This is a genomic window from Deltaproteobacteria bacterium (assembly GCA_016177765.1).
GTDB lineage: Bacteria > UBA10199 > UBA10199 > JACPAL01 > JACOUP01 > JACOUP01.
In genome coordinates this window covers 883,237-903,279 of the sequence record JACOUP010000008.1, presented here as the reverse complement: position 1 = coordinate 903,279, position 20,043 = coordinate 883,237, and the positions used below count along the sequence as shown (strand labels likewise).

Genomic DNA, 20,043 nt, shown 5'->3' with positions numbered 1-20,043 from the left:
AAAAGTGAGATTGAAGGAGGTGGGTATGAGGGATTTTAAGTATGACGTGGCATTTTCATTCTTGGGTCAAGATGAAGGACTGGCCCAAAGGCTGGCCGATATAATTAATGAGCAGTATTCTGTTTTTTTGTATAACCAGAAACAGAAGGACCTAGCGGGTAAGGATGGTGAGCAAGAATTTGCCGATGTTTTTTCAAATCAAGCTCGTGTCGTTGTTGTTCTTTATCGTCAAGATTGGGGACAAACCACTTGGACTAGAATTGAGGAGACGGCCATTCGTGGCAGAGCTTATGACCATGGCTACGATTTTGTTCTTTTTATCCCTCTTGATGATCTAAAAAAGGTTCCTGTTTGGCTTCCAAAAAACAGATTATGGTGTGACCTTCAAAGATTTGGAGAAGAAAGTGCCGCTGCAATAATTATCAGCCGAATAAACGATCAATGTGGAGAACCACGACCATCATCGCCAGTTGAAGAAGCGAAAAAATTTGAAAATGATCTACGGTTCAAAGTAGAACTCGAACGCTGGAGATCCTCGTCAGAGGGTGTCCAGCAAGTTATCAAAGCCGTTGAAAGTCTTTACGAAGATTTAGAAAGCCAAATCAAACTTATTGCATCAGAACACCCAACAATTAAGTTCCAGATCGATAAAGGGAGACAACGCGATCTCGTTGTCTATTATCCACCCGTCTCAATGACATTTGACCTTAACATCACATACGGGAACAGTTTAAAGGATGTTGCATTATCCGTTATCTGCTGGAAAGGGCCGATTGTGCGAAGTCAACCGGCAATGTATTTTCATGAACCTGAGCAAATATCTGAGGAAAGATTTGTTCCTCAGCTTGGGCGTGACAAAGTGATCCGATGGCAAAACTCAAATCGGTTATTTAATCAACAAACAATAGCAGAGTATTCCCTTAAAAAGCTGATGAATAAAATCAGGGAACATTAGCGATAATGAAAGGGTCTCGGTGCCCACCAGTGAGTTGGTGAGGAATGAATAAAGTATCAAGCCACCCGACCATTCAGAGGTATCACCTTTGCCCCAGCCTTCAAATCGTCCAGATAATCCGCCCATTGTTGCATCATCTTTCGTCGTTCAGGTAAGTGACTTGTCCGATTATAAGCCCGGCCAAGTGGGCCGTGAACAGCATGGGCTAACTGGTGTTCGATGAAGTCAGGGCGGACCCCTAACACTTCATCAAGAATTGTTCGGGCCATTGCCCGGAAGCCGTGGCCAGTCATTTCATCGGTGGTGTATCCCATACGTCGTAGAGCGGCCAAAATCGCATTGTTGCTCATCGGTCTGATGTTTGTGCGTGCACTAGGGAAAAGAAAGCGACTGTTATTGGTAAGGGCGTGAAGCTCCCGCAGGATTTCTATGGCCTGACGTGATAGTGGAACAAGGTGTGGCTCTCTCATCTTCATCCGTCCGGCAGGGATATTCCACTCTGCTTTTTCAAAGTCTATTTCTGACCATTCACCCCCCCGCAGTTCTCCAGGGCGCAAAAATACTAAAGGAGCTAAACGCAAGGAACACTTGGTGACAAAGTATCCCTCGTACCCATCAATCGCCCTCAGCAGTTGACCTACCGCTTTCGGATCAGTAATCGCCGCAAGGTGACTCTTCTTTACTGGTGACAATGCGCCGTGCAGGTCGCGGGAGGGATCATGATCAGCGCGTGCGGTCTGGATTGCATAACGAAAAACCTGCCCACAGTATTGTAGTGTCCGATGTGCCGTCTCCATCGCTCCACGTTCCTCAATTCGACGCAGGACAGAAAGGAGTTGGGGGGCAGTAACTTCGGTAACAGGGCGTTCACCAATCCACGGAAAGACATCCTTCTCAAGACCCCGGATGATACGTTTGCGGTGCTCATCGGATAACGTTAGCGAGAGCTTGGCAAATCGTTCTCGTGCAATCACTTCAAAGCTATTGCCAAACCGTTCAACCCTTGCCGCCCTAACTGCCTTGCGGTTTTCGCTTGGGTCAGTATCGGCGGCCAACAACCTCCGGGCTTGGTCCCGTTTTTCTCTGGCATCCTTTAAGGTCACGTCGGGGTAAACACCGAAGGAGAGCCGCTTTTCTTTGCCGTTGAAGCGATACTTCAGCCGCCACCACTTGTTTCCAGTGGGTGAGATCTCAAGATTCAGACCACCACCGTCCCAAAGGCGGTAAGATTCTTTTTTTGGTTTGGCGTTGCGGATGGCTATGTCGGTTAGTGGCATATATCTCCAATCTGGGGGCATCTCACTAATTACAATCCAGAGTTGCCCCCAAAAATGCCCCCATTTGGGGGCATCTGTTGGTGGACAACATAATTTCTTGTTGGACGAATGTAAAGCACAAAAGCCCGTTTTTACACGGGCTTTTGTACATTACTGGACTTTACTGGACTACCTTCTGGTGGAGGCGGCGGGAATTGAACCCGCGTCCGAAAGGGATCAACCTCCCCGAACTACATGCTTAGTTCCGCGTTTTAGGACTCCCAGAAACTCCCACGGGCCGGATTTTCTGGGACATGCCCCTTTATTGTTTAACGAGTCTCAAAAGAGGCGACCAAGACTCGCGATCCCGCTGTTGGCGTCTCTCAAACCCCGCGGGAGAAGACTCGAGAGACGTGGCTGCAATTAAGCGGCCATAGGTAGAGTTGCGTCTACTTTTGTTTGCCAGTTTTTTACGAGGAACCAGCAACCTCGGCATGCCGGGTAAGGCGTCACTCCTTCCGTCGAAGCCAGTTCGCCCCCAGACCCGAAAGGATAAGCGATCCGACCCGATCTGACAAGGGGATTTCCTCTGACCCATTCACCCAAAATCCCCTCCCCATCCGGAAATAAATAAGGTAGAAGGCTCGTCATGCGTTTTGATCACCTTTTGCCCGAGGCAATTTTTCAGACGGTTGCCCTTCAGGGGTTTCGGCCAACCGGGCTCCTTTTTCCGCTGAACAGTTATGAAAACCGGGTCTACGAAGTGGGGGTTGAAACGGAAGAGACGCCCGGTGCGGTCATCGCTAAATATTACCGCCCCGGCCGCTGGTCGGCGGAGGCAATCGCCGAAGAACACCGGTTCGTAAAAACCTTGGCCGAGGCGGAGATCCCGGTCGTAGGTCCCCTGCCCCTCAAAAAACAGTTTCCTGCAATAACAACGCTGGCACAAACCGATACCGACTCCGGAAAAATATTTTATACCCTGTTCCCTAAATTTCGCGGGCGCGAACATGCCGAGATCACCAACGACGACCGCCGCTGGCTCGGCCGAACGCTCGCCCGGATGCACAATGTCGCCGAACATTTTGTCTCAAACCATCGCCTTCACTTGACGCCGCAGACCTACGGGCACGATAGCCTTTCATTCATCCTGACCCAGACCTTTCTGCCGACCGATTTAAAAGAACTGATCGAACAACACCTGCTCCAGGCGCTTGAACTAGTCGCCCCGCACTTCGGCAAAAATCTCAAAACGATCCCGCTCCACGGCGACTGTCACCCGGGCAATATTCTCTGGAGCCAGGGAACCTCACTCATGGAGGGGCCATACCTGCTCGATTTCGATGACATGGTGGTCGCCCCACCGGTGCAGGATATCTGGATGCTCTTTAACGGCAGTGATGCGGAAAAACAGGAACAACAAGAGGCGTTTTTTGAAGGGTACGAAATTTTCCGAGAGTTCGACCGCGCCACATTGACGCTCGCCGAACCGCTCCGCACCCTCCGGATGATCCGGCATGCCGCCTGGATCGGCCAACGGTACGAAGAACCAACCTTTCAACGCGCCTTCCCCTACTACACGGAGCGACGCTACTGGGAGGTTTTTTTGCAATCAATCAAGGAACAGATCAGTCTTCTTCAGGAGTTGGCATGGGGATAAAAGGCAAACTCTCGCTCCTCGATCGTTACCTGACCCTCTGGATCTTCCTCGCCATGGCTGGAGGAGTTTTCCTCGGTTCTCTGGCGCCCTGGGTCGTGCCCACCCTCAAGGGGATGAGTATCGGCACCACCTCGATCCCCATTGCCGTCGGCCTCATCCTGATGATGTATCCTCCCCTCGCTAAAGTAAAATACGAAGAGCTCGGCACGGTTTTTAAAAATAAAAAGGTCCTTGGACTATCCCTCTTCCAAAATTGGATTCTTGGCCCGGCATTGATGTTCGCGCTCGCCCTTTTGTTCCTTCGAAATCACCCGGAATACATGACCGGATTGATCCTGATCGGGCTTGCCCGATGTATCGCCATGGTTATTGTCTGGAACGAACTGGCGGGAGGGAACACTGAGTATTGTGCGGGGCTTGTCGCCTTCAATTCGATCTTTCAAATTATTTTCTTCCCCATTTACGCCTGGTTTTTCATCACCATCCTGCCGGGCTGGTTTGGACTTTCCACCATTGAGGTTCATATCACCATGGCGGAGATCGCCAAGTCGGTCGGCATTTATCTTGGCATTCCATTTTTCGCGGGGCTCGTGACAAGAATCCTTCTGAGACAATTCAAAGGGGATTCATGGTACCGCGAGACGTTTATTCCAAAAATTAGCCCCATCACTTTGATCGCGTTGCTCTTTACGATCGTTCTTATGTTCTCTCTTAAGGGGGAAAAGATTCTCGAACTTCCCTATGACGTCGCCCTGATTGCCCTTCCGCTAACGGCCTACTTTCTGATCATGTTTTTTGTTTCGTTTACCTTAAGTCGCGGAACAGGAGCCGATTACCCACAAACGGCCACCTTATCATTGACCGCAGCTTCGAATAATTTTGAACTAGCCATTGCCGTCGCTGTTGCCACCTTTGGGATTAACCACGGGGCCGCGTTTGCGGCGGTCATCGGTCCTTTGGTGGAAGTCCCCATCTTGCTGGCTTTGGTCAAGGTTTCCCTGAAGATAAAACCGAACTTTGCCAAAAACTCTTGAGTTTGAGTCAAAAATCTGTTGGGTAGCACTCTTTCATGAAACAGTTCCCTTGGGTTTATTACTTGGGATTGATCAGTTCGATCATCCTTCCTTTTTTTAACTTCCCCCTCATGATCCGGATCCTCCGGCGAAAATCGGCCGATGATTTGAGCCTGATCTGGCTCCTGGGGGTTTTCACCTGTCTCCTCCTGATGGAACCGGCGGCGCTCGCCTCTCCAGACCCGCTCTTCCGCTTGTTCGGAACGCTAAACCTTCTCTTCTTTTCCGGGGTGACTTTTTTGGTGATTTATTTTCGCTGGATCAAGAAAAAATAAGAGGCGGTCCGCCTTAAGGCGGACCGCCCCCATCAAACTGACGAAAGACCCCGGCTGGGTAAATTACCCTTACTTCTTGGTGCAGGCTGACGAACAGGAGAGCACCAACAAACCGAGAATGACCAGCACCAGCCAGCTTGTCCCCGACGTATGCCCCAAAAACTGCTTGTAGAAGTCGAGGATGCTACCGATCCAGCCCAGCTTGCCGGTCAACAGATCGAACAGAAGTCCGATCATGGCGATTGGCTTGGCCAGGCTCCAGACCTTATCTGCCGCATCATGCAACAGATCATAGAGACTACTGATCAGATCATGCACCGGCTCAAAAAGTTTTCCCATACCCCCCCCTTTCGAGGCCCATTGTAGTGATTTTTTAGGAAAAGACAAATGAAAACAATAGGTTGCCTGCGCAGTGCGTCAAAGGGATCTAGAACCTCTGGAGAAAGGCCTTCAGGCGCCGGCGGCCGCCGAAGAGGATCAGGGCGACGAGCCAGATCAGTCGGTCATCCAGGAAGGGGTATTTCTCATTCCCCACATAACAACCGCAACCCCCTCCTCCATCCCCGGTAGCCGGTTCCTCGGTCCGGTAGCTTTCCTCAATGGAGTTTTCGTTGTCACCATCGACACCGGCCCGCGTCCCATTCCCGATCAGGACAAATTCGGTTAAGTGATTCGTCTTGCCGCAGGCGAGCCTGTTTTCTTTATCCAGCGTCACACTGGTCAGGTTGATATAGGAATCAGTGGACCTGTCGCGATAGGCCATTCGGACATCGCCTGTTGTCAGGCTGAGGAGATTTAACTGCTCGTCATTGACCGGCATACAGAGGGTGATGTCAGCATTAAACTGGGTAATCGGGGCCCCCGACGCATCCTTGCAAGTAACGTCATAACCATAGAAGGAAGAGGGGCGCTTGGCCGCCTGGTACGGAAGCATTGTGGTCGGTTGCACTGTGCAGGAACAATTGGCCCCTTTGTTCCCCAGTGAGCTGGCGGGAAAGGCTACAGAGAACTTGTCGGAGAGGGTCAGGGCATTATCAGTCCCACAATCCCAAGTCTGGTTAACGGCATCCGGTATCGTAGCTGCAGCGTTCAGTTTAAAGAAGACCTCCTTCGTCTTTTCCCCGGAGTCAGCAGGAGGAACACAGGTGATCTCACCATACTCAGAAATGTAGGCATTCCCCCCCACCTGATTGAGCGCAACGCAATACCACTTGTCGCCGCTGGTGCAGGGAACCGAGGTTTCACAAGACTCGTTGGTCGTCGCCTCGGCATAACCGCCGAGATCGGAGTAACAAGAAATCATCGCATTCTTGCAGATATCGTTCGACAGACTCTCGGAGTTCAGTATCGGACTCGTCAACGCCTGGAAGGTCTGTGTGTTGGTTACCGCCTCCTTGCCGGCCGCCGCCTTTACCTTGACCTCGCTGTCCATCACCCGGAATATAAGCGTCTTGGCCTCCACCGTTTCGCCGGGGAACACCTTGACAACAACCTCCTCCGGGAGGGTTAATTTCTCGTTGTTCATCTCGCTCCAGGGGCGGAAGGCACGGAGGAAGTAGGTGGTCCCCTTGGTAGCCGCCCCGACATAGGCGGTACACTCACCGTTGCTGTTGGTATAACAGCCGTTGTTCCAGTAACACCGTTTCTCCTCATTCCCCCCCTCATCCCCGGCGGAATAAGGGTTGGCATCCACCCAGACCCACTTCATCGGTTCGTCCAGGTCGTTCTTCACCGTTACCTTGATATAACCAACCTTGTAAAAGATCAGGTCATAGGTCTTGGTCTCCGCCGAGCCGATCTGGAGGGCGGTCTTCGAACCAGGCGGCTGGGAAACCCACCCGCTGTTCCAGTCAAGCCAGAAACCGATCGCCCACTTCCCGGCAGAAACCTTGCCGGAATAACCAGAAGGGCCAGCAGTGAAGGTCCTCCAAATGTTCCCTTTGGTGCCGTAGACAGAGAGATAGTTCACACTGGGGAACATCGAGTTCCCGTCGGAATCAACATACTCCCCGGAGATCGTTGCATTAGACGGCACCATCTGAATGGGGACCCGGGTGTTCTCACCCGGCTCTCCGGTCTTGAAACAATGCTCCGTCTTCTCCGGATCATAAGAAGGAATGCCCCACGTATAGATATTGGCACAATAGTCGGTCTTTGAAGAAAGCTTCTTGGTTACCGTCCCGTTAGAGGACGAGAACCAGGAACCACACCAGTACTGGTTATTGGTCTTGTTCTTGGGACGGATATCCCCCCCACCGCCAAGACCACTGGTGATCGGCTGGTTATTTTCATCCAGCATCACAAAGGTAGCCGAACTGTCCCAGACATCAAAGGTGTGATCAATCCCCGTGGCGGGAGAGGTCACCGACACCAACGCCTCGCGACTGCAGTTGGAAATCGATTGATCGTTGCCCGACCCATCCCAGTAATAGGCTTGGACGCTATAGGTAACTCCTTTCAAGGTGTTGAGGCAGTAATTGCCGGAGGCATCTGTTTCCCGGTTCGCCCAGTCATTGACACCATTCCCGTAAGTCCAGGCGGAGACCCAGGCCTTGGGCAACCCATTACCGTTCCCAGCCCTCACCGTCCCGCAGATTTGGCTATCCTTTTTGGCCAAAACGATATTCTCAGTGGTTGTCTGATTCACCGTCAGCGTCACCGCCTTGGAGGCACTGCTATAGGTCACCGCGTTAGAGTTGTTGTTATAAGGAGGATAGACCCAGAGTGTATAGCTTCCTGACGGAAGGCTAAAAGAAAAGTTCCCGCGGTGATCCGTTTGCGCCCACCCTGAGGCGTAACAGGAATCCGCACCGCTGTAATCGTAATTGCCGGCGCTGACAGAGACCCCCGATAACGGGGCGCCATCGCTTCCGGTCACGGTCCCTGCCAGGATCGCCGAGTTCCTCTTTGCCTTGAGGGTGACCTCTTTGACCAAATCCCCCTCTTTCACCTCCACGGTCTTGTTCGAAATGCAGGAATAGCGGGAGTAACGGTAATCGGTCGGGTAGGCCCCAACCCAATACTGCCCCGGCGTTACGTAGTAATCCTTGAACTCCCCATCAATCTCCTTGTAGCTGTAGGAGGGGCCGCTGACATACCCTTGTAATCCATAGGTGACCGCTCGCCCATCATCATCCACGACCCTTAAGCGAATAATGATGTTCTTTGAGGGAAGCTGACAATCGGCTACAGTGGTACCGTCAAAATTGATCGTGACGCCCGTAGTTGTGCAACTCCCATACCTGTCGGCCATGGAAGAACTCCATGGCGGTGTTGCGGTAACCTTGTAACGTTCCGTCGCAAAGGTCTGCCCGACATACCAGCCATTGTTGTCATTCTCGATGCAGTATTTAGAGCAACTGGCATTCTTCCAACTGCAATACCGATTCGTCTTCCCACTCCAATAGTCATAATAGCTGTAGTAGCAGGAGGAGGCTGGATCGGTCTCCTTTTTAAAGGAGTAATTCCCCTGGCTGTCAGTACAGGCACACTCGTAGGCATAGTAATAACCGCTAAACCAGGTCTCCGGATTCAGGCAGACGCTGGCATCCTTGATGCCGACCCCCCCCGCCGTGATCGTCCCGGAAAGCCAGGTATTGCCGTTACCGGTTCCGGAAGACCAGCAGTAGGAATAAGCTTGAACCGTCCCCCACGAAGCCATGGATAAAAAGAGGACTGACAAGAAGAGGACGACCCTCGAAGATTTGAACGGAACAGGTTTCATGCCGACCCCCCATGAATCAACCGCACCCCTTCCCCATGGATGGGCTGCATATCGGGTGCCACCCCTTTCGAGTCTTGATTTTATTGAGGAATCAAAAAATGGAAATTAAGAAGGTGGGGTTTTTCTGACTCCCCCACAGCCCGATTAAAAGGATTTGGAGGTCCTGCAAGACTTTTAACAGACAGGTTTTTTTTGCCCCACCCGGGTTGAATGAAACCCGGTATTATGCGACTGGACCGCGTTGGAGACGACGGACCGTGATCCCCAAAAAGAGCGAAAGGCCAAAAAAGGCGACAATCACGGCGCCCGTGGGCCAGTCAGCCAGATAGGAAGTGGTGATCCCGGCAAGGCTTGTCAGTCCACCCACCAACCAGCCGAGCAAAAGTCTCCGACGCAGGTCCGGATAAAAGAGAAAGCCGATCAGGGCCGGTACGATCAAAAAGGAGAAGACGAGCAGAATCCCGCCGATCTGGACCGAACTGGTAATGACCAAACCAAAGGAGAGATAAAAGAGGAGGTCCCAGAACCAGAGCCGGAGTCCCTTTCTTTGGGCCTCCTCCGGATCGGTGGAAACCAGCAAGAAGGACCGGCGGAACCGGTAATGCAAAAATCCGAGCGCCGCGTAGATCACCGCCGTCTTCGCAATCTGGTGCCAACCAACCCAGAGGATATTCCCGGTCAGGATGAATTTTAAATGCTCTGAACCGTGGGGAAGTCGATCGGCGACCAAAAGTGCCAGTGCCGAACTGACCGCAAAGGCAACACCGATCACCGCCTCCTGCGGGATCCGTTTTTCCCGAAAAAAGGCAAAAAAGAGGGAGGCGGCAAAGGTAAAGACAAGACCGATCCCGTAGGCTATCTGACTCTCCGGGGCAAAACCGAACAGGAGGGCGACCGTCATTCCCAAAGCGGCAATCTGCGCCAGGGCGATATCAATAAAAATAACCCCCCGGCTGATTACATGGATGCCGAGGTAGGCATGGATGCCGGTCAGGATGAGGCAGGCGATAAAAGAGGGGAGCAGAAATTCAACCGCGGTCATGGGAGCCCCTCCTTGAGTTTCCGGATCAGACGGTCAAAAAGCGCCTCATAGGTCCCAACCCCCGCCTCTCCCCCCACCGAGGTAGGAAGGATGAGGACCTTCGCACCGGTCTTTTGGCCGATTTCACGGGACGGTTTCGGATCATAATAATTTTCCGTGACCAAAAGGGAAATATTTTCCTGCCGGACCTGATTGATCAGTTTCAAAAGATGGGAAGGGGGAGGCGGGATCCCCGGCTTCGGCTCCACAAGACCGGCAACCTGAAGACCGACCCAATCGACAAAATAGGAAAAACTCTTATGGTGGGTCACAATTCTCTTCCCCCGAAGAGGGGCGGTTTCCTTTTCCCATACCGCTATTCGGGCCTTCAACCTTTTTTCAAAATCGAAAAAACGCGCGGCATAATCCCCCTCCGGATCGATCTCCTTCAGGCGGGAGGCGATCTGGGAGGCGATAACCAGGCCGTTCCGGGGATCGAGCCAGTAATGGGGATTCCCCAACGGGTGGACATCCCCTTGCGAGCGATCAATCGGGCCATGCGGTATTTCCAAAATACGGACGCCGGAGGTCGGTTCCAGATAACCCGGACTGCCCGGTTGGATTTTGGGATTACGCGACTGGGTTAAAAGGACCGGCAGCCAACCGATTTCCAGATCGAGACCGACCGCAATCAGAAGGTCGGCCCTATTCAGTTTAACAGCATAACTTGGTTTTGGTTCCAGATAGTGTGGGTCTTGATCCCCTCGGGCGAGACTGATCACGGCAACCCGATCTCCCCCGACTTCTTTTGCGAGTGCCGCCAAGTCCGGCGTTGTCGTTACGATATTCAGTTTGGCGATTGCTGATAAAGGGGAAATAGTCACTAAGAATAAAATAAGTAATTTTTTCATTTATCAAAATGCATGCGCTCCATGCGGCCCCATGTTAAATTGCAGTTGTAAAAACGCCTCATGCCCCAGTTTGTCCGTGCCACCGGTCACCACAAGATTGTACTGGGCTCGGAGTCTGAAGAATTCGGAGGCCAAAAAAGTGAGATCAGTGGCATAGGCCCGTCTCCGAAAATCCTCCTTGGGAAGACCAATGAAATCAAAACGGACGCCGCTTTCCCACCGTCGGGCGAACCGTAAAACGAGAGAGGAATAAAGCCCCCCTTCAACTGTAACCTGAGGGACCTCATTTCTCCGGCGGAGGAAATACTCCGTTTGCCATTTCAAGCCGCTCTGGTTGGATGGTTTCCAGCGAAGGTAGAGGTCCGCCCCGTAGATCTGGGTCAACTTACCCTGGGCTGTGTCATTAAAACCAAAGGCCGCGGAAAACCCCGATTGCAAAGCCAGATCATCCGTCAGGTCAAAACCGTTGGTCCAGTGGCCCAAGTAGGCAAAATCCCTCTTGCGGAGGCCGTCGAAGTTCCCCTTGTTTTCCCCTTGAAGAAATTCAAAGGTCAGTTCCGAGAACCAGGGGGCCGGAAAGAGGAGTGAGATCTCAGCCCCCAATTCGCGGAACCCTTCCGTCCCGAAGAAATACCGGTTGGTAAACGACTGGTCGACAAAGTTGAGTTGTTCCAGATGTCTTGTATTTTCCCGTCCGAATTTTGCCAGTAGTTTCCCGGCACGGAGCTGAAGGTTCCAAGGAAGCGCAAGCGTTGTCACCGTCGCCTCTTCCACCTCCACCGCGTCTTCTTTGAAAAGGATAAAAATATCCCCTCTCACATAAGGGTCGATGACCGACTGCAAGGCCAGCTCCATCCCTTGCAGATTAAAACCGGTCCGTGACGGATTCTCCCCCTGATCGCCTGTGGGATCTTCCTTAAAATAAGCCCCCGCAAAGGAACCGATCAGGCTGATATCGGGCAGAAACGCCTTGGCCCCGCTGGTTGGACGACTCTCTTGGGCAAAAGAGGAAGATAGAAACAGGAAACTAAAAAATAGGAGGCACTTTTTCATGGTTTTAAGCAGTCGGTATTCCCATCCATCCAGGAAGGGGGCTTCACCCCGACTTGGGTCATGACGATGGGGAGGAGATCGACCAACCGGATCGGGCAATGACTCATGGCCGGTTGAATCCCCGGTGTATGGAGGAAAAACGGGATCCGCATCGACTTTTCCTGAAAACCGCCATGATCCCCCAAGAGGGCATAACCGGAATCGTCCGCCAGTTGAACGACAAGATCCGGCGCCTGCCCGGAGGCGGAGGTATTCAGAAGGGTGACTGGATCCAAAAAAGGAGGGAGATGGGGACCACGGTAAGGAGAACAACGTTCATAAAAGTAAGAGTCCCCTTCCCCGTTTTTTCTATAAACAGCGATAGCCGCCGGCATTTGACTGAAATGACGACATTGTGCCGGGACATCCCTCTTGGCCTCTTCATTCAACCAGATCCGGTTGGCGGTTGAAAGAAGGGCGTTCTCGACGCGGCCATCAAGCCACTTCCGGGCTAAAACAGACGGCTTGTAGTCACGACTCCGTTGAAAAGGACCGTAGTAAAAATTGTCGTGGCCATCGTGTCCTGGCCTTTGTCGTTCGCCATAAAAATGTTTGGCGGAGGAAAGACCGCCATGGTCAGCCGTCACAATGAAAATGGTCTTCTCCCAGAGCCCCCTTTTTTTCAGATCAGCCACCAGACGCCCCACCTGTTCATCCGCAATTTTCAAAACACGACGAAAATTGTAGGGGAAATCGGCCGTGGCCTTTTGTTGCGCCGGGTTATCCATCTCTCCAAAGAGATGACCGATCTTGTCGACCCCCCCCAGAGTCACCAACAGGACACGCCACTCCGGATTTTTTTCAATGACGGCAAGGGCAACATCGGTCGTCCAAAAATCCCCTCCCCAATGCTCCGGATCCTCCCCCGGAACATAGCGGTTCCCATCCAACGGGTAGAGACTCCCCTTCGTCCCATAATCATCCCGGCAATCGAGCCAGAACCGGCCCCCCACCGGTTTGGCAATATAGGATGGAACGTTCAGTCCGTCCGGCCGACGCCACCCCTTCCATTTTCCCTTCTTGATTTTACCCGAAGGGACAATGACCCGGTCGGCATCCAATCCCCCCATCGTGATCGCGGCGTAATCTTTCTGACCGATCGCAATCACCTCCCCCCCCAACTTTTCCTTCAAAAGAGACAGCGCGGTCGGACGGGGGAGATTTTTTTGATAAATTTTTCGAAACTGCTTCAGACCAAAATCGGCGGTAATCGAGCGCTCCCCCTTCGGACCGAACCACCCCTCCCGGTCCTCATACAGTTCATCGCTCCAGCCGTAATGCTTGGGAAAGAGCCCGGTCCCGATCACCGGATGGCTCATAACGGTATTCGTGGGAAAATGGCCAACGTTGGCATTTTTGAAAGAGAGAGAATTGTCTCGCAATTTTTTAAGGTTCGTCAGGTTGTAGGTCTCAATATAATCCGGCCGCATCTGGTCGAGGACGACAACCATGACCCTCTTGGGTGAATCACCCTTGGGTGAGGCAAAAACCAAAGAAGGAAGGAAAAAGAGGAGGAAAAAATTGATAAACCAACGTTTCATTGGGGTGAACCGTCCTTTAGAATGTCACCTGCATTTGTGTTCGAATGCGGTGGTCCTTGAGGTCTTGCCCGCGGTTATTGATAAGAAAAGTGTAATCGGTTTGCAACTTGATTGGATGTCCTTTGATAAAATAATTAAACCCCGAGGCATACTCATACTGGTTAGGGACGGCGCCTGAAAAAATGGTGCCGCCGGCCTTACCCACAACCTCGAACTTTTTGGGGATCACAAACCAGCCGGCCTGCCCGTTGTACCCCCAATTGGTAAAGGCGGCCGTCTCATGGGTCCGGGTCAACATCCCTGCCCCCTGAAAAGACCATCCTTTATGTTTGTACCCCAAATCGATCGTCGCATGGGAGGCCTTGGTCCCGGCGGCAATCGTCCCTCCTTGTGTCGCATTGGCCGATTTGTTGAAGGCATAGGCGAGACCGGCCCCCAGATTCGGTTTGTCAGAATCATCGCTATCCGATTCCGAATAAGAATATTTGCCAAGAATTGGGAATTCCAGACGGAGCCCTGTCAGCACCGCCTTGTTTCGGTTCAGATTGTTCACCCCTTCACCATTGACCACAAAGATGGCATAACCGAAATGATCGGAGAGGTTTCCATGCAGGGAGATCCCGATATCCCTGCCGAAGTTGAAAAAATCGGTGGCGAGGGATCGATCCACAAACTGCTGTTTGCCATCAGAGGTCAACTGCTGGATCAGGAAAGGAACATCAAACTGGCCAAACTTGATGCCAAGGGTCTCGGTCGGTACCCAATCGATAAAAAAATCCTCGAGGGTCGCCAGGCCGGTCGTACCCTCCGCAGTGACCGCATTGGCGGTCTTGGTACAGCCGGCATCCAGACAGACCGCTGTGGTGGTTGCGGCGTTCCGAGTGGCCAGGTTTATCTGGAGACCAAACTGGAGCCTTTTTTCAAAGACAAACCCAAAGACCCGAATCTTGCCCCGTTGGATCGCGAAGGTCTCCGTATCCGCCACGGCGTCCAAGGCATTGTAGGTAAACCGCCCCTGGACCCGTTCCTGAAAATTGATCTGTCGGGATCCATCGGCTGAAGTGACTTGCAAACCCTCGCCAACCTTATACTCAACCTTCGATGACACCTCTTTTGTCCCCTCCGTCTCTTCGGCATGGAGCGGGGGAACGGCCAAGAGGAGCAACCAGATCATCAAACTCCACCGGATCAGCATTGTCTTCATCGTCTGTTCCTCCTTACGTTAGGATGAATGAATCGTAAAGAAAAAAGAAGGATGATAAGCAACAGAAGAAGATCATTGACGAGGGCAGGTGCGATCATTATAGGGGTAATTCCATGTCACTCTTCCCCAAATCAACCGCCTTTTTTGACCTCTTCGAAAAGGCGGCTAACAACAGCATCCACGGGGCGCGTCTCCTGGCCGATTTTGTTTCCGATTACACCCGCCTGCCTGAAAAATTAAAGAAATTAGAAGATGCGGAGCATGCGGGGGATCAGATTACCCACGACACGATTGAAATGCTCAACAAGACCTTCATCACCCCGATTGACCGGGAAGATATCCATGCGTTGATCAGTGAGCTGGATGATATCCTCGACCTGATCTACGGCGCCGCCAACCGGATGGTCCTTTATAAGGTCTCGACACCGGGGGAGGATATGAAAAAGGTGGTCCGGATCTTGGTCAGAGCGGTTGAAGAGGTCGCCAAGGCGGTCTTGCGCCTCCGAAACATGAAGAAACCGGAGATGATCCTGGCCCAATGCATCGAGATCAACCGGTTGGAAAACGAAGCGGATGAGGCGATGCGGATTGCGATCTCCAACCTCTTTGAGAAGGAAAAAGACCCGATCAGGGTGATCAAGGAAAAGGAGGTCCTGGAAACGTTGGAAAGCGCCGCCGACTGTTGTGAGGATGTCGCGAACGTCCTTGAAGGAATCGTCCTCAAGAATGCTTGAGTCCCATTCACTCCTGATTATCATCCTTGTCATTGTTGTTGCCTTGGGCTTTGACTTCATCAACGGTTTTCACGACGCCGCCAATTCCGTGGCGACGATTGTCTCCACGCGAGTCCTTTCCCCGAGATCGGCCGTTGCCTGGGCCGCCTTTTTTAATTTTGCCGCCCTTTTCGTCTTCAAGGTCCATGTCGCCACCACGATCGGCAAGGGGATCGTCGATCCCACCGTCATGAGCATCTCGGTGATCTTTGCGGGATTGATCGGGGCGATCGTCTGGGACCTTTTGACCTGGTGGTGGGGACTGCCTACTTCCAGCTCCCACGCCCTCGTCGGCGGTTTTGTCGGCGCCGCCATCACCAAGGCCGGGATTGGTTCGCTGATCGCCAGCGGCCTGATCAAGATCTGCATCTTCATCCTTGTCTCACCGTTGATGGGACTTCTGCTCGGATTCATCGTGATGACACTGGTAAACTGGCTTTTCTACCGCTCCGCCCCCTCCCGTGTGGATAAATACTTCCGGCGCCTGCAACTCCTCTCCGCCAGCCTTTACAGCCTCGGGCATGGCGGCAACGATGCCCAGAAGACGATGGGGATTATTGCCATCCTCCTTTTTTCCACCGGGCATCTGGGGAGCGAATTTTACGTCCCACTCTGGGTGATTTTTCTGTGCCACCTTGCTATTGCGATGGGGACCATGTTCGGGGGGTGGCGGATTGTGAAAACCATGGGGATGAAGATTACCAAACTACAGCCGGTCGGCGGTTTTGCGGCGGAAACAGCGGCCGCCACAACACTCTTTATGGCGACCTTCGCCGGGATCCCGGTCAGCACCACTCACACCATCACCGGCGCTATTATGGGGGTCGGTTCGACCCGGAGGCTCTCCGCCGTCCGGTGGGGGGTGGTTAATTCGATCCTCCTCGCCTGGCTCCTCACGATCCCGGCGGCAGGAATGGTCGCCTCTCTGACTTACCTTCTTCTGAAACTTTTTTGATCCCGCAGATCTTGACCTTCATTGTTTAAAAACCATGTAGAGGAAAAATGGCCCCTTACTCCCTCGATTTTTCCAGCTTCCTTTTTCCGATCGAGCTGGCAGGAATCACCTTTGTGTTCGTATCGGAATTCAAGTAGGGATGTTTTGTCCGACAAGCCAGGTAGCTCCTCTCAATACGTTTTTCACCATAGAAATCTTTCAGGGCCTTGATTCCCTTCCAATCACTTCCGGACGGTGATTCGGCAAATTTTGCTTCAATCGCAATGAACCTCCCCCCCCGTTCAATCAACAAATCCACCTCATCCCCATAGGCAGTCCTCCAAAACCACAGCGGGTATTTCTCGCCCCGAGCGAGAAAATAGCGAACGACCTCCCCAACAATAAACGTCTCCCAGATCGCCCCGGTTAATGGGGAACGGATCAAATCTTCCCAAGAGGAAATCCCTGTCAGATAACAGGCGAGACCCGTGTCCATCAGATAGAGTTTGGGTGATTTAATCAGCCTTTTCCCATGGCTTTCGAAGTAAGGTTCCAGAAGATAAATTTGTCCTGAGGCTCTGAGGATGGAGATCCACTGTTTTGCAGTATTGGGTGCGATGCCAACGTCACGTGCCAAATCTGAATAAGAAAGAAGCTGGGCCGTTCTCGAAGCGAGGGCTCGCAACAATCTTTCAAAATCCCTCAGATCTCCAACGTTCCTGACGTTTCGGACATCCCGTTCTAAATAGGTCGCCAGATACGATCCAAACCAATCCTTCACGTTCTCAATGCCACCTTTGTAGAGCTCTGGGAAGCCTCCTTGGATAATATATTGAGCATCAGACACACTTGAGTCATGGCGACTGATTTCATCAAGGGAGAGGGAGTGCATCTCGGCAATGCCGCAACGGCCGGCTAAGCTTTCAGAGACCCCTTCCATCAGTGAAAAACTTTGCGATCCGGTCAGGAAGAATCGGCCGTTCTTTCGGTTTCGGTCAATGAGCACTTTCAGATGACGAAAAATCTCCGGCACGTACTGGACTTCATCGAGGATGACCGGTTCCTTGAGAGAGGCAAAAAACTCGTTGGGATTTGACTCGGCTTGCCGGGCCACAGCGGGATGATCAAAACTGACATAGGTAGAATGAGGGTAGTCATGTCGCAATAGGGCCGTCTTGCCCACCTGCCGCGGCCCTGTCAATAAAACGGCAGGGAATTCTCGGGCAAGCCTCTCGCAGACGGATCCATAATAGCGCTCAATCCACATGCGGATAATATGCACTTATACTGCATAAATGTCAATAACATAAAAACGCCTTAGCCCCCGGGTAAAAATCTCCAAGAAGATTGGTGATCTCATCGTTCAAAAACCATCCGGCGACTCCCAAGGGCCGCCCTCTCCGCCGCCCCCCGTTCTAAAAGGACCCCGCCGTGAACCGCCTCTGAACCGACCCTCTCGACCAAGAGTGCTTCATACAATGGTGTGTCACCCGACCCTTCCGGCAGGTTCCCAAATTGTGCCTTCTCCCCAGGAGTCAGCCCTTCCCATACTGTCCGAAGTCCTTCCGTTCGAAAAGGGGTATTTGGATCGCCAGGCACGATGGATGGTGAAGGACCAACAGGGGCGAACCCGGGGCCTCCCCGACCTCGGCCTCCCTCCGGTTCCAAAATCACATCTTCTCCCATTAAATCGACCCGAACCTGCATGGAATCGCCATCCTCCTCGACCAAACGGAAGATGATCTCGACCTCCGAAACACCCAGAACCTCCAGACGGGCAACAAGGTAGGGGTGGGCGATCTCGTAACGAATAACATTGAGTCCCAGGTCGTGGACCTGCTCAAAGACGATCGGTCGCTGGTTGGGCCCCCTGACAATGCCGGCCCATCGAGGGTAAAGCCTCTTACCCGGGTCATAATGGTAACGACGTCCATCTCTGGCAATAACCGGACTTAAACCAAAGAGTCCTCCCTTCCAATTCTGTACGGTGGCATCTTTAAAAAGTCCCGAGGGGTCCCACCGGGTGAGCATCCGGTCGTTCCCGGCACGAAAATAATCGACCCGGTCACCCTCATTATCCCCCTTAGCCCCGCACATTTCTTGCAGCCATTCATCAATGCCAAAAAAATTTCGGATCCAGGGGTCAGCATCCCTCTGCCTGCCCTGAACCCGAATAAACCGTCCCTCCGAGGAACGGGCAAAACGCCCCTCCAGTGAGAATGGATTCCCAGCCGCCGTTCTCCCGGCTAAAAAGAGGGTGTCGGTTTGCCGGTCAAAACGGAGCATCACCTCTTTCCGGGAAAAAGGAAAAATGAGAGAAGGTCTCCGTTGGTCAGAAAACCGGCTGGTCACCACATGCCCTGTCGGCCGGTGCCGGATGATCCAGGCATACGGCGCCCCCTGTCTGGAAAGAACGACTACGCTGTATCTCGGTGAGAGATAGATGCCAAACCGCGGGACTATTTCATCGGTTATGATTCGCTGGAGGGTTTCTATATCCCGACTGACAAGGTCGGCCTCCTGGGGTGTAAAAATCCTGCCCCCCTCGGGTGATCCCCTCAAGGCCTGACGAACCTGATCGAGAGACCCTTCAAAGGTCTTCTCAAAGCCGTCTGCCCGGAGCAATGGGGGAAAGGGGCTTGCAGAAAAAAGAGAGGGACTAAAAGGTTGCGTTGGCGCCGCCTTGCCAGCGGCCGGCGGACTCCCTCCCTCAACGATTCTCCTTAAAACGGTCCATGCCTCAGCAAGGAGGTTGGCAAAGCTGGCCTCCCGCGAAAAATGGAGGTACCGCCCGCCAAAAGAGAGGACCACCCGCAACGCCTCTTGGGCCTTTGCGTCCTCGGCGAGCCTGTCACTCTCTCCGGCCGCGAGCCAATCCAATGCCTGTTCGGCCCTAGTCATCTGCTCCGACGTTGGGACTTGGGAATATTGTTCCCGACGGGCGCGATTCCAAAGACTGGTCAGCGTATCCCTAAGGCCTAAAGCATCACTTTGTGTTAGCCCCATAAATCCTCGATTGACGAGACTTATCGTCTGTCCTCAAGGATCGTTGCGGGGTATTTATCAGGTTTTAAAGGGTTATTTTCAACCACTCGCCCCCAATTTCATCCAGATCGTGCCGGGGCCGCTATCGCCGGTATCGCTGTAGATGATCCAGAGGTTATCGATGGCACCGGTCGGTTCATCGATCGGTCCCTGTTCCGTCGTGTCATTCCAGTTGGTTAAAATCAATTTCCGCTTGGCTCCATAATCCGCGATGGCCCAGGTGGTCCAGTCACTGGCGACAATCGAGGCGACACACCAGGTGCCACTCGAGGAGCCGAAGGTCCAGCCACCGTCGGCATCCAGCACCACCAACGTGCTGGGAGGGGTGACCGTGGAGGGGGGAAGGCTATTCGTATAATATTTGGTCTCCGTCAAAATCCGCCAATTGCCAACCAACGCCGTCTCCACCGTGCCATCGCAACTGGTTTTTGTAGGAGTATCTGTCTTGCTCGTACTGCTGTCCCCACCGCACCCGAGCCACAAACCGAACCCGATGACGGAAACAAGAATGGCCAACGATTCTTTGGAAAACATACCCCCCCCTTTTTTTAGATTTTGCCCAATCTATCACTTTTTGGG

The 20,043-nt window shown here is 52.7% G+C and carries 17 protein-coding genes and 1 other RNA gene; 6 read left to right on the top strand and 12 right to left on the bottom strand.

The annotated features are described in order from the left end of the window. Positions 1 to 25: 25 nt before the first annotated feature. Entirely contained in the window at positions 26 to 955 is a 930-nt protein-coding gene (locus HYS22_06840) for a hypothetical protein (GenBank protein MBI1909868.1), read from the top strand. A gap of 56 nt (positions 956 to 1,011) precedes the next feature. On the opposite strand, the gene HYS22_06835 is transcribed toward HYS22_06840, so the two are convergent. After that, entirely contained in the window at positions 1,012 to 2,232 is a 1,221-nt protein-coding gene (locus HYS22_06835) for an integrase arm-type DNA-binding domain-containing protein (protein ID MBI1909867.1), read from the bottom strand. 176 nt (positions 2,233 to 2,408) lie between these two features. Then, positions 2,409 to 2,751: a transfer-messenger RNA gene (gene ssrA, locus HYS22_06830) on the bottom strand. Positions 2,752 to 2,860: 109 nt separating this feature from the next. On the opposite strand from ssrA, the gene HYS22_06825 reads away from it, so the two are divergent. The 3 genes from HYS22_06825 to HYS22_06815 are packed head-to-tail and all read left to right on the top strand — an operon-like array spanning position 2,861 to position 5,219. Continuing rightward, entirely contained in the window at positions 2,861 to 3,871 is a 1,011-nt protein-coding gene (locus HYS22_06825) for a serine/threonine protein kinase (protein ID MBI1909866.1), read from the top strand. Next, positions 3,862 to 4,905 (top strand): ACR3 family arsenite efflux transporter, encoded by a 1,044-nt coding sequence (gene arsB, locus HYS22_06820; protein MBI1909865.1) that lies wholly within the window; start codon positions 3,862 to 3,864, stop codon positions 4,903 to 4,905. The genes HYS22_06825 and arsB overlap by 10 nt, the downstream gene beginning before the upstream one ends. A gap of 35 nt (positions 4,906 to 4,940) precedes the next feature. Continuing rightward, the gene (locus HYS22_06815) at positions 4,941 to 5,219 is read left to right on the top strand and encodes a hypothetical protein (protein MBI1909864.1); all 279 of its coding nucleotides are present in this window, start codon (positions 4,941 to 4,943) and stop codon (positions 5,217 to 5,219) included. A gap of 69 nt (positions 5,220 to 5,288) precedes the next feature. Here the strand turns inward: HYS22_06815 and HYS22_06810 are convergent, their stop codons facing one another. The 7 genes from HYS22_06810 to HYS22_06780 form a co-directional block, all read right to left on the bottom strand. Next, entirely contained in the window at positions 5,289 to 5,606 is a 318-nt protein-coding gene (locus HYS22_06810; protein ID MBI1909863.1) for a hypothetical protein, read from the bottom strand. A 40-nt stretch (positions 5,607 to 5,646) separates the two neighbouring features. Then, complete coding sequence (locus HYS22_06805; GenBank protein ID MBI1909862.1) at positions 5,647 to 8,943, bottom strand: carboxypeptidase regulatory-like domain-containing protein; 3,297 nt, start codon at positions 8,941 to 8,943, stop codon at positions 5,647 to 5,649. Between the two features lie 223 nt (positions 8,944 to 9,166). After that, a complete protein-coding gene (locus HYS22_06800; protein ID MBI1909861.1) occupies positions 9,167 to 9,985 on the bottom strand; it encodes a metal ABC transporter permease in 819 nt (272 codons plus the stop codon). Next, positions 9,982 to 10,875: a zinc ABC transporter substrate-binding protein gene (locus HYS22_06795; GenBank protein ID MBI1909860.1), complete on the bottom strand. Its 894-nt coding sequence runs from the start codon at positions 10,873 to 10,875 to the stop codon at positions 9,982 to 9,984. Before HYS22_06795 ends, HYS22_06800 begins: the two co-directional genes overlap by 4 nt. Before the next feature lie 3 nt (positions 10,876 to 10,878). After that, positions 10,879 to 11,928: a hypothetical protein gene (locus tag HYS22_06790; protein MBI1909859.1), complete on the bottom strand. Its 1,050-nt coding sequence runs from the start codon at positions 11,926 to 11,928 to the stop codon at positions 10,879 to 10,881. Next, positions 11,925 to 13,508, bottom strand: coding sequence for an alkaline phosphatase family protein (locus HYS22_06785; protein ID MBI1909858.1), 1,584 nt, complete (start codon positions 13,506 to 13,508; stop codon positions 11,925 to 11,927). Before HYS22_06785 ends, HYS22_06790 begins: the two co-directional genes overlap by 4 nt. 16 nt (positions 13,509 to 13,524) lie before the next feature. Next, the gene (locus HYS22_06780; protein ID MBI1909857.1) at positions 13,525 to 14,712 is read right to left on the bottom strand and encodes a hypothetical protein; all 1,188 of its coding nucleotides are present in this window, start codon (positions 14,710 to 14,712) and stop codon (positions 13,525 to 13,527) included. Between the two features lie 113 nt (positions 14,713 to 14,825). Between HYS22_06780 and HYS22_06775 the strand changes: the two genes are divergently transcribed. Then, positions 14,826 to 15,446, top strand: coding sequence for a DUF47 domain-containing protein (locus HYS22_06775; GenBank protein MBI1909856.1), 621 nt, complete (start codon positions 14,826 to 14,828; stop codon positions 15,444 to 15,446). Beyond that, complete coding sequence (locus tag HYS22_06770) at positions 15,439 to 16,440, top strand: inorganic phosphate transporter (GenBank protein ID MBI1909855.1); 1,002 nt, start codon at positions 15,439 to 15,441, stop codon at positions 16,438 to 16,440. The genes HYS22_06775 and HYS22_06770 overlap by 8 nt, the downstream gene beginning before the upstream one ends. Positions 16,441 to 16,495: 55 nt before the next feature. Here HYS22_06770 and HYS22_06765 read toward each other — a convergent pair whose 3' ends face one another. The 3 genes from HYS22_06765 to HYS22_06755 form a co-directional block, all read right to left on the bottom strand. After that, positions 16,496 to 17,686 carry an ATP-binding protein gene (locus HYS22_06765; protein ID MBI1909854.1) on the bottom strand — a complete coding sequence of 397 codons (1,191 nt, stop codon included), beginning with the start codon at positions 17,684 to 17,686 and terminating at the stop codon, positions 16,496 to 16,498. An 89-nt stretch (positions 17,687 to 17,775) separates the two neighbouring features. Continuing rightward, the gene (locus HYS22_06760; GenBank protein ID MBI1909853.1) at positions 17,776 to 19,425 is read right to left on the bottom strand and encodes a hypothetical protein; all 1,650 of its coding nucleotides are present in this window, start codon (positions 19,423 to 19,425) and stop codon (positions 17,776 to 17,778) included. A 78-nt stretch (positions 19,426 to 19,503) separates the two neighbouring features. After that, the gene (locus HYS22_06755) at positions 19,504 to 19,998 is read right to left on the bottom strand and encodes a hypothetical protein (protein MBI1909852.1); all 495 of its coding nucleotides are present in this window, start codon (positions 19,996 to 19,998) and stop codon (positions 19,504 to 19,506) included. Between the last annotated feature and the right edge of the window lie 45 nt (positions 19,999 to 20,043).

What these genes read in the sequence shown, in the direction of transcription:
- HYS22_06805 (MBI1909862.1), bottom strand. Translation starts at nt 8,943, where the DNA reads ATGAAACCTGTTCCGTTCAAATCTTCGAGGGTCGTCCTCTTCTTGTCA.
- HYS22_06840 (MBI1909868.1), top strand. Translation starts at nt 26, where the DNA reads ATGAGGGATTTTAAGTATGACGTGGCATTTTCATTCTTGGGTCAAGAT.
- HYS22_06825 (MBI1909866.1), top strand. Translation starts at nt 2,861, where the DNA reads ATGCGTTTTGATCACCTTTTGCCCGAGGCAATTTTTCAGACGGTTGCC.
- HYS22_06795 (MBI1909860.1), bottom strand. Translation starts at nt 10,875, where the DNA reads ATGAAAAAATTACTTATTTTATTCTTAGTGACTATTTCCCCTTTATCA.
- arsB (MBI1909865.1), top strand. Translation starts at nt 3,862, where the DNA reads ATGGGGATAAAAGGCAAACTCTCGCTCCTCGATCGTTACCTGACCCTC.
- HYS22_06835 (MBI1909867.1), bottom strand. Translation starts at nt 2,232, where the DNA reads ATGCCACTAACCGACATAGCCATCCGCAACGCCAAACCAAAAAAAGAA.
- HYS22_06790 (MBI1909859.1), bottom strand. Translation starts at nt 11,928, where the DNA reads ATGAAAAAGTGCCTCCTATTTTTTAGTTTCCTGTTTCTATCTTCCTCT.
- HYS22_06765 (MBI1909854.1), bottom strand. Translation starts at nt 17,686, where the DNA reads ATGTGGATTGAGCGCTATTATGGATCCGTCTGCGAGAGGCTTGCCCGA.
- HYS22_06785 (MBI1909858.1), bottom strand. Translation starts at nt 13,508, where the DNA reads ATGAAACGTTGGTTTATCAATTTTTTCCTCCTCTTTTTCCTTCCTTCT.
- HYS22_06775 (MBI1909856.1), top strand. Translation starts at nt 14,826, where the DNA reads ATGTCACTCTTCCCCAAATCAACCGCCTTTTTTGACCTCTTCGAAAAG.
- HYS22_06800 (MBI1909861.1), bottom strand. Translation starts at nt 9,985, where the DNA reads ATGACCGCGGTTGAATTTCTGCTCCCCTCTTTTATCGCCTGCCTCATC.
- HYS22_06755 (MBI1909852.1), bottom strand. Translation starts at nt 19,998, where the DNA reads ATGTTTTCCAAAGAATCGTTGGCCATTCTTGTTTCCGTCATCGGGTTC.
- HYS22_06770 (MBI1909855.1), top strand. Translation starts at nt 15,439, where the DNA reads ATGCTTGAGTCCCATTCACTCCTGATTATCATCCTTGTCATTGTTGTT.
- HYS22_06760 (MBI1909853.1), bottom strand. Translation starts at nt 19,425, where the DNA reads ATGGGGCTAACACAAAGTGATGCTTTAGGCCTTAGGGATACGCTGACC.
- HYS22_06780 (MBI1909857.1), bottom strand. Translation starts at nt 14,712, where the DNA reads ATGAAGACAATGCTGATCCGGTGGAGTTTGATGATCTGGTTGCTCCTC.
- HYS22_06815 (MBI1909864.1), top strand. Translation starts at nt 4,941, where the DNA reads ATGAAACAGTTCCCTTGGGTTTATTACTTGGGATTGATCAGTTCGATC.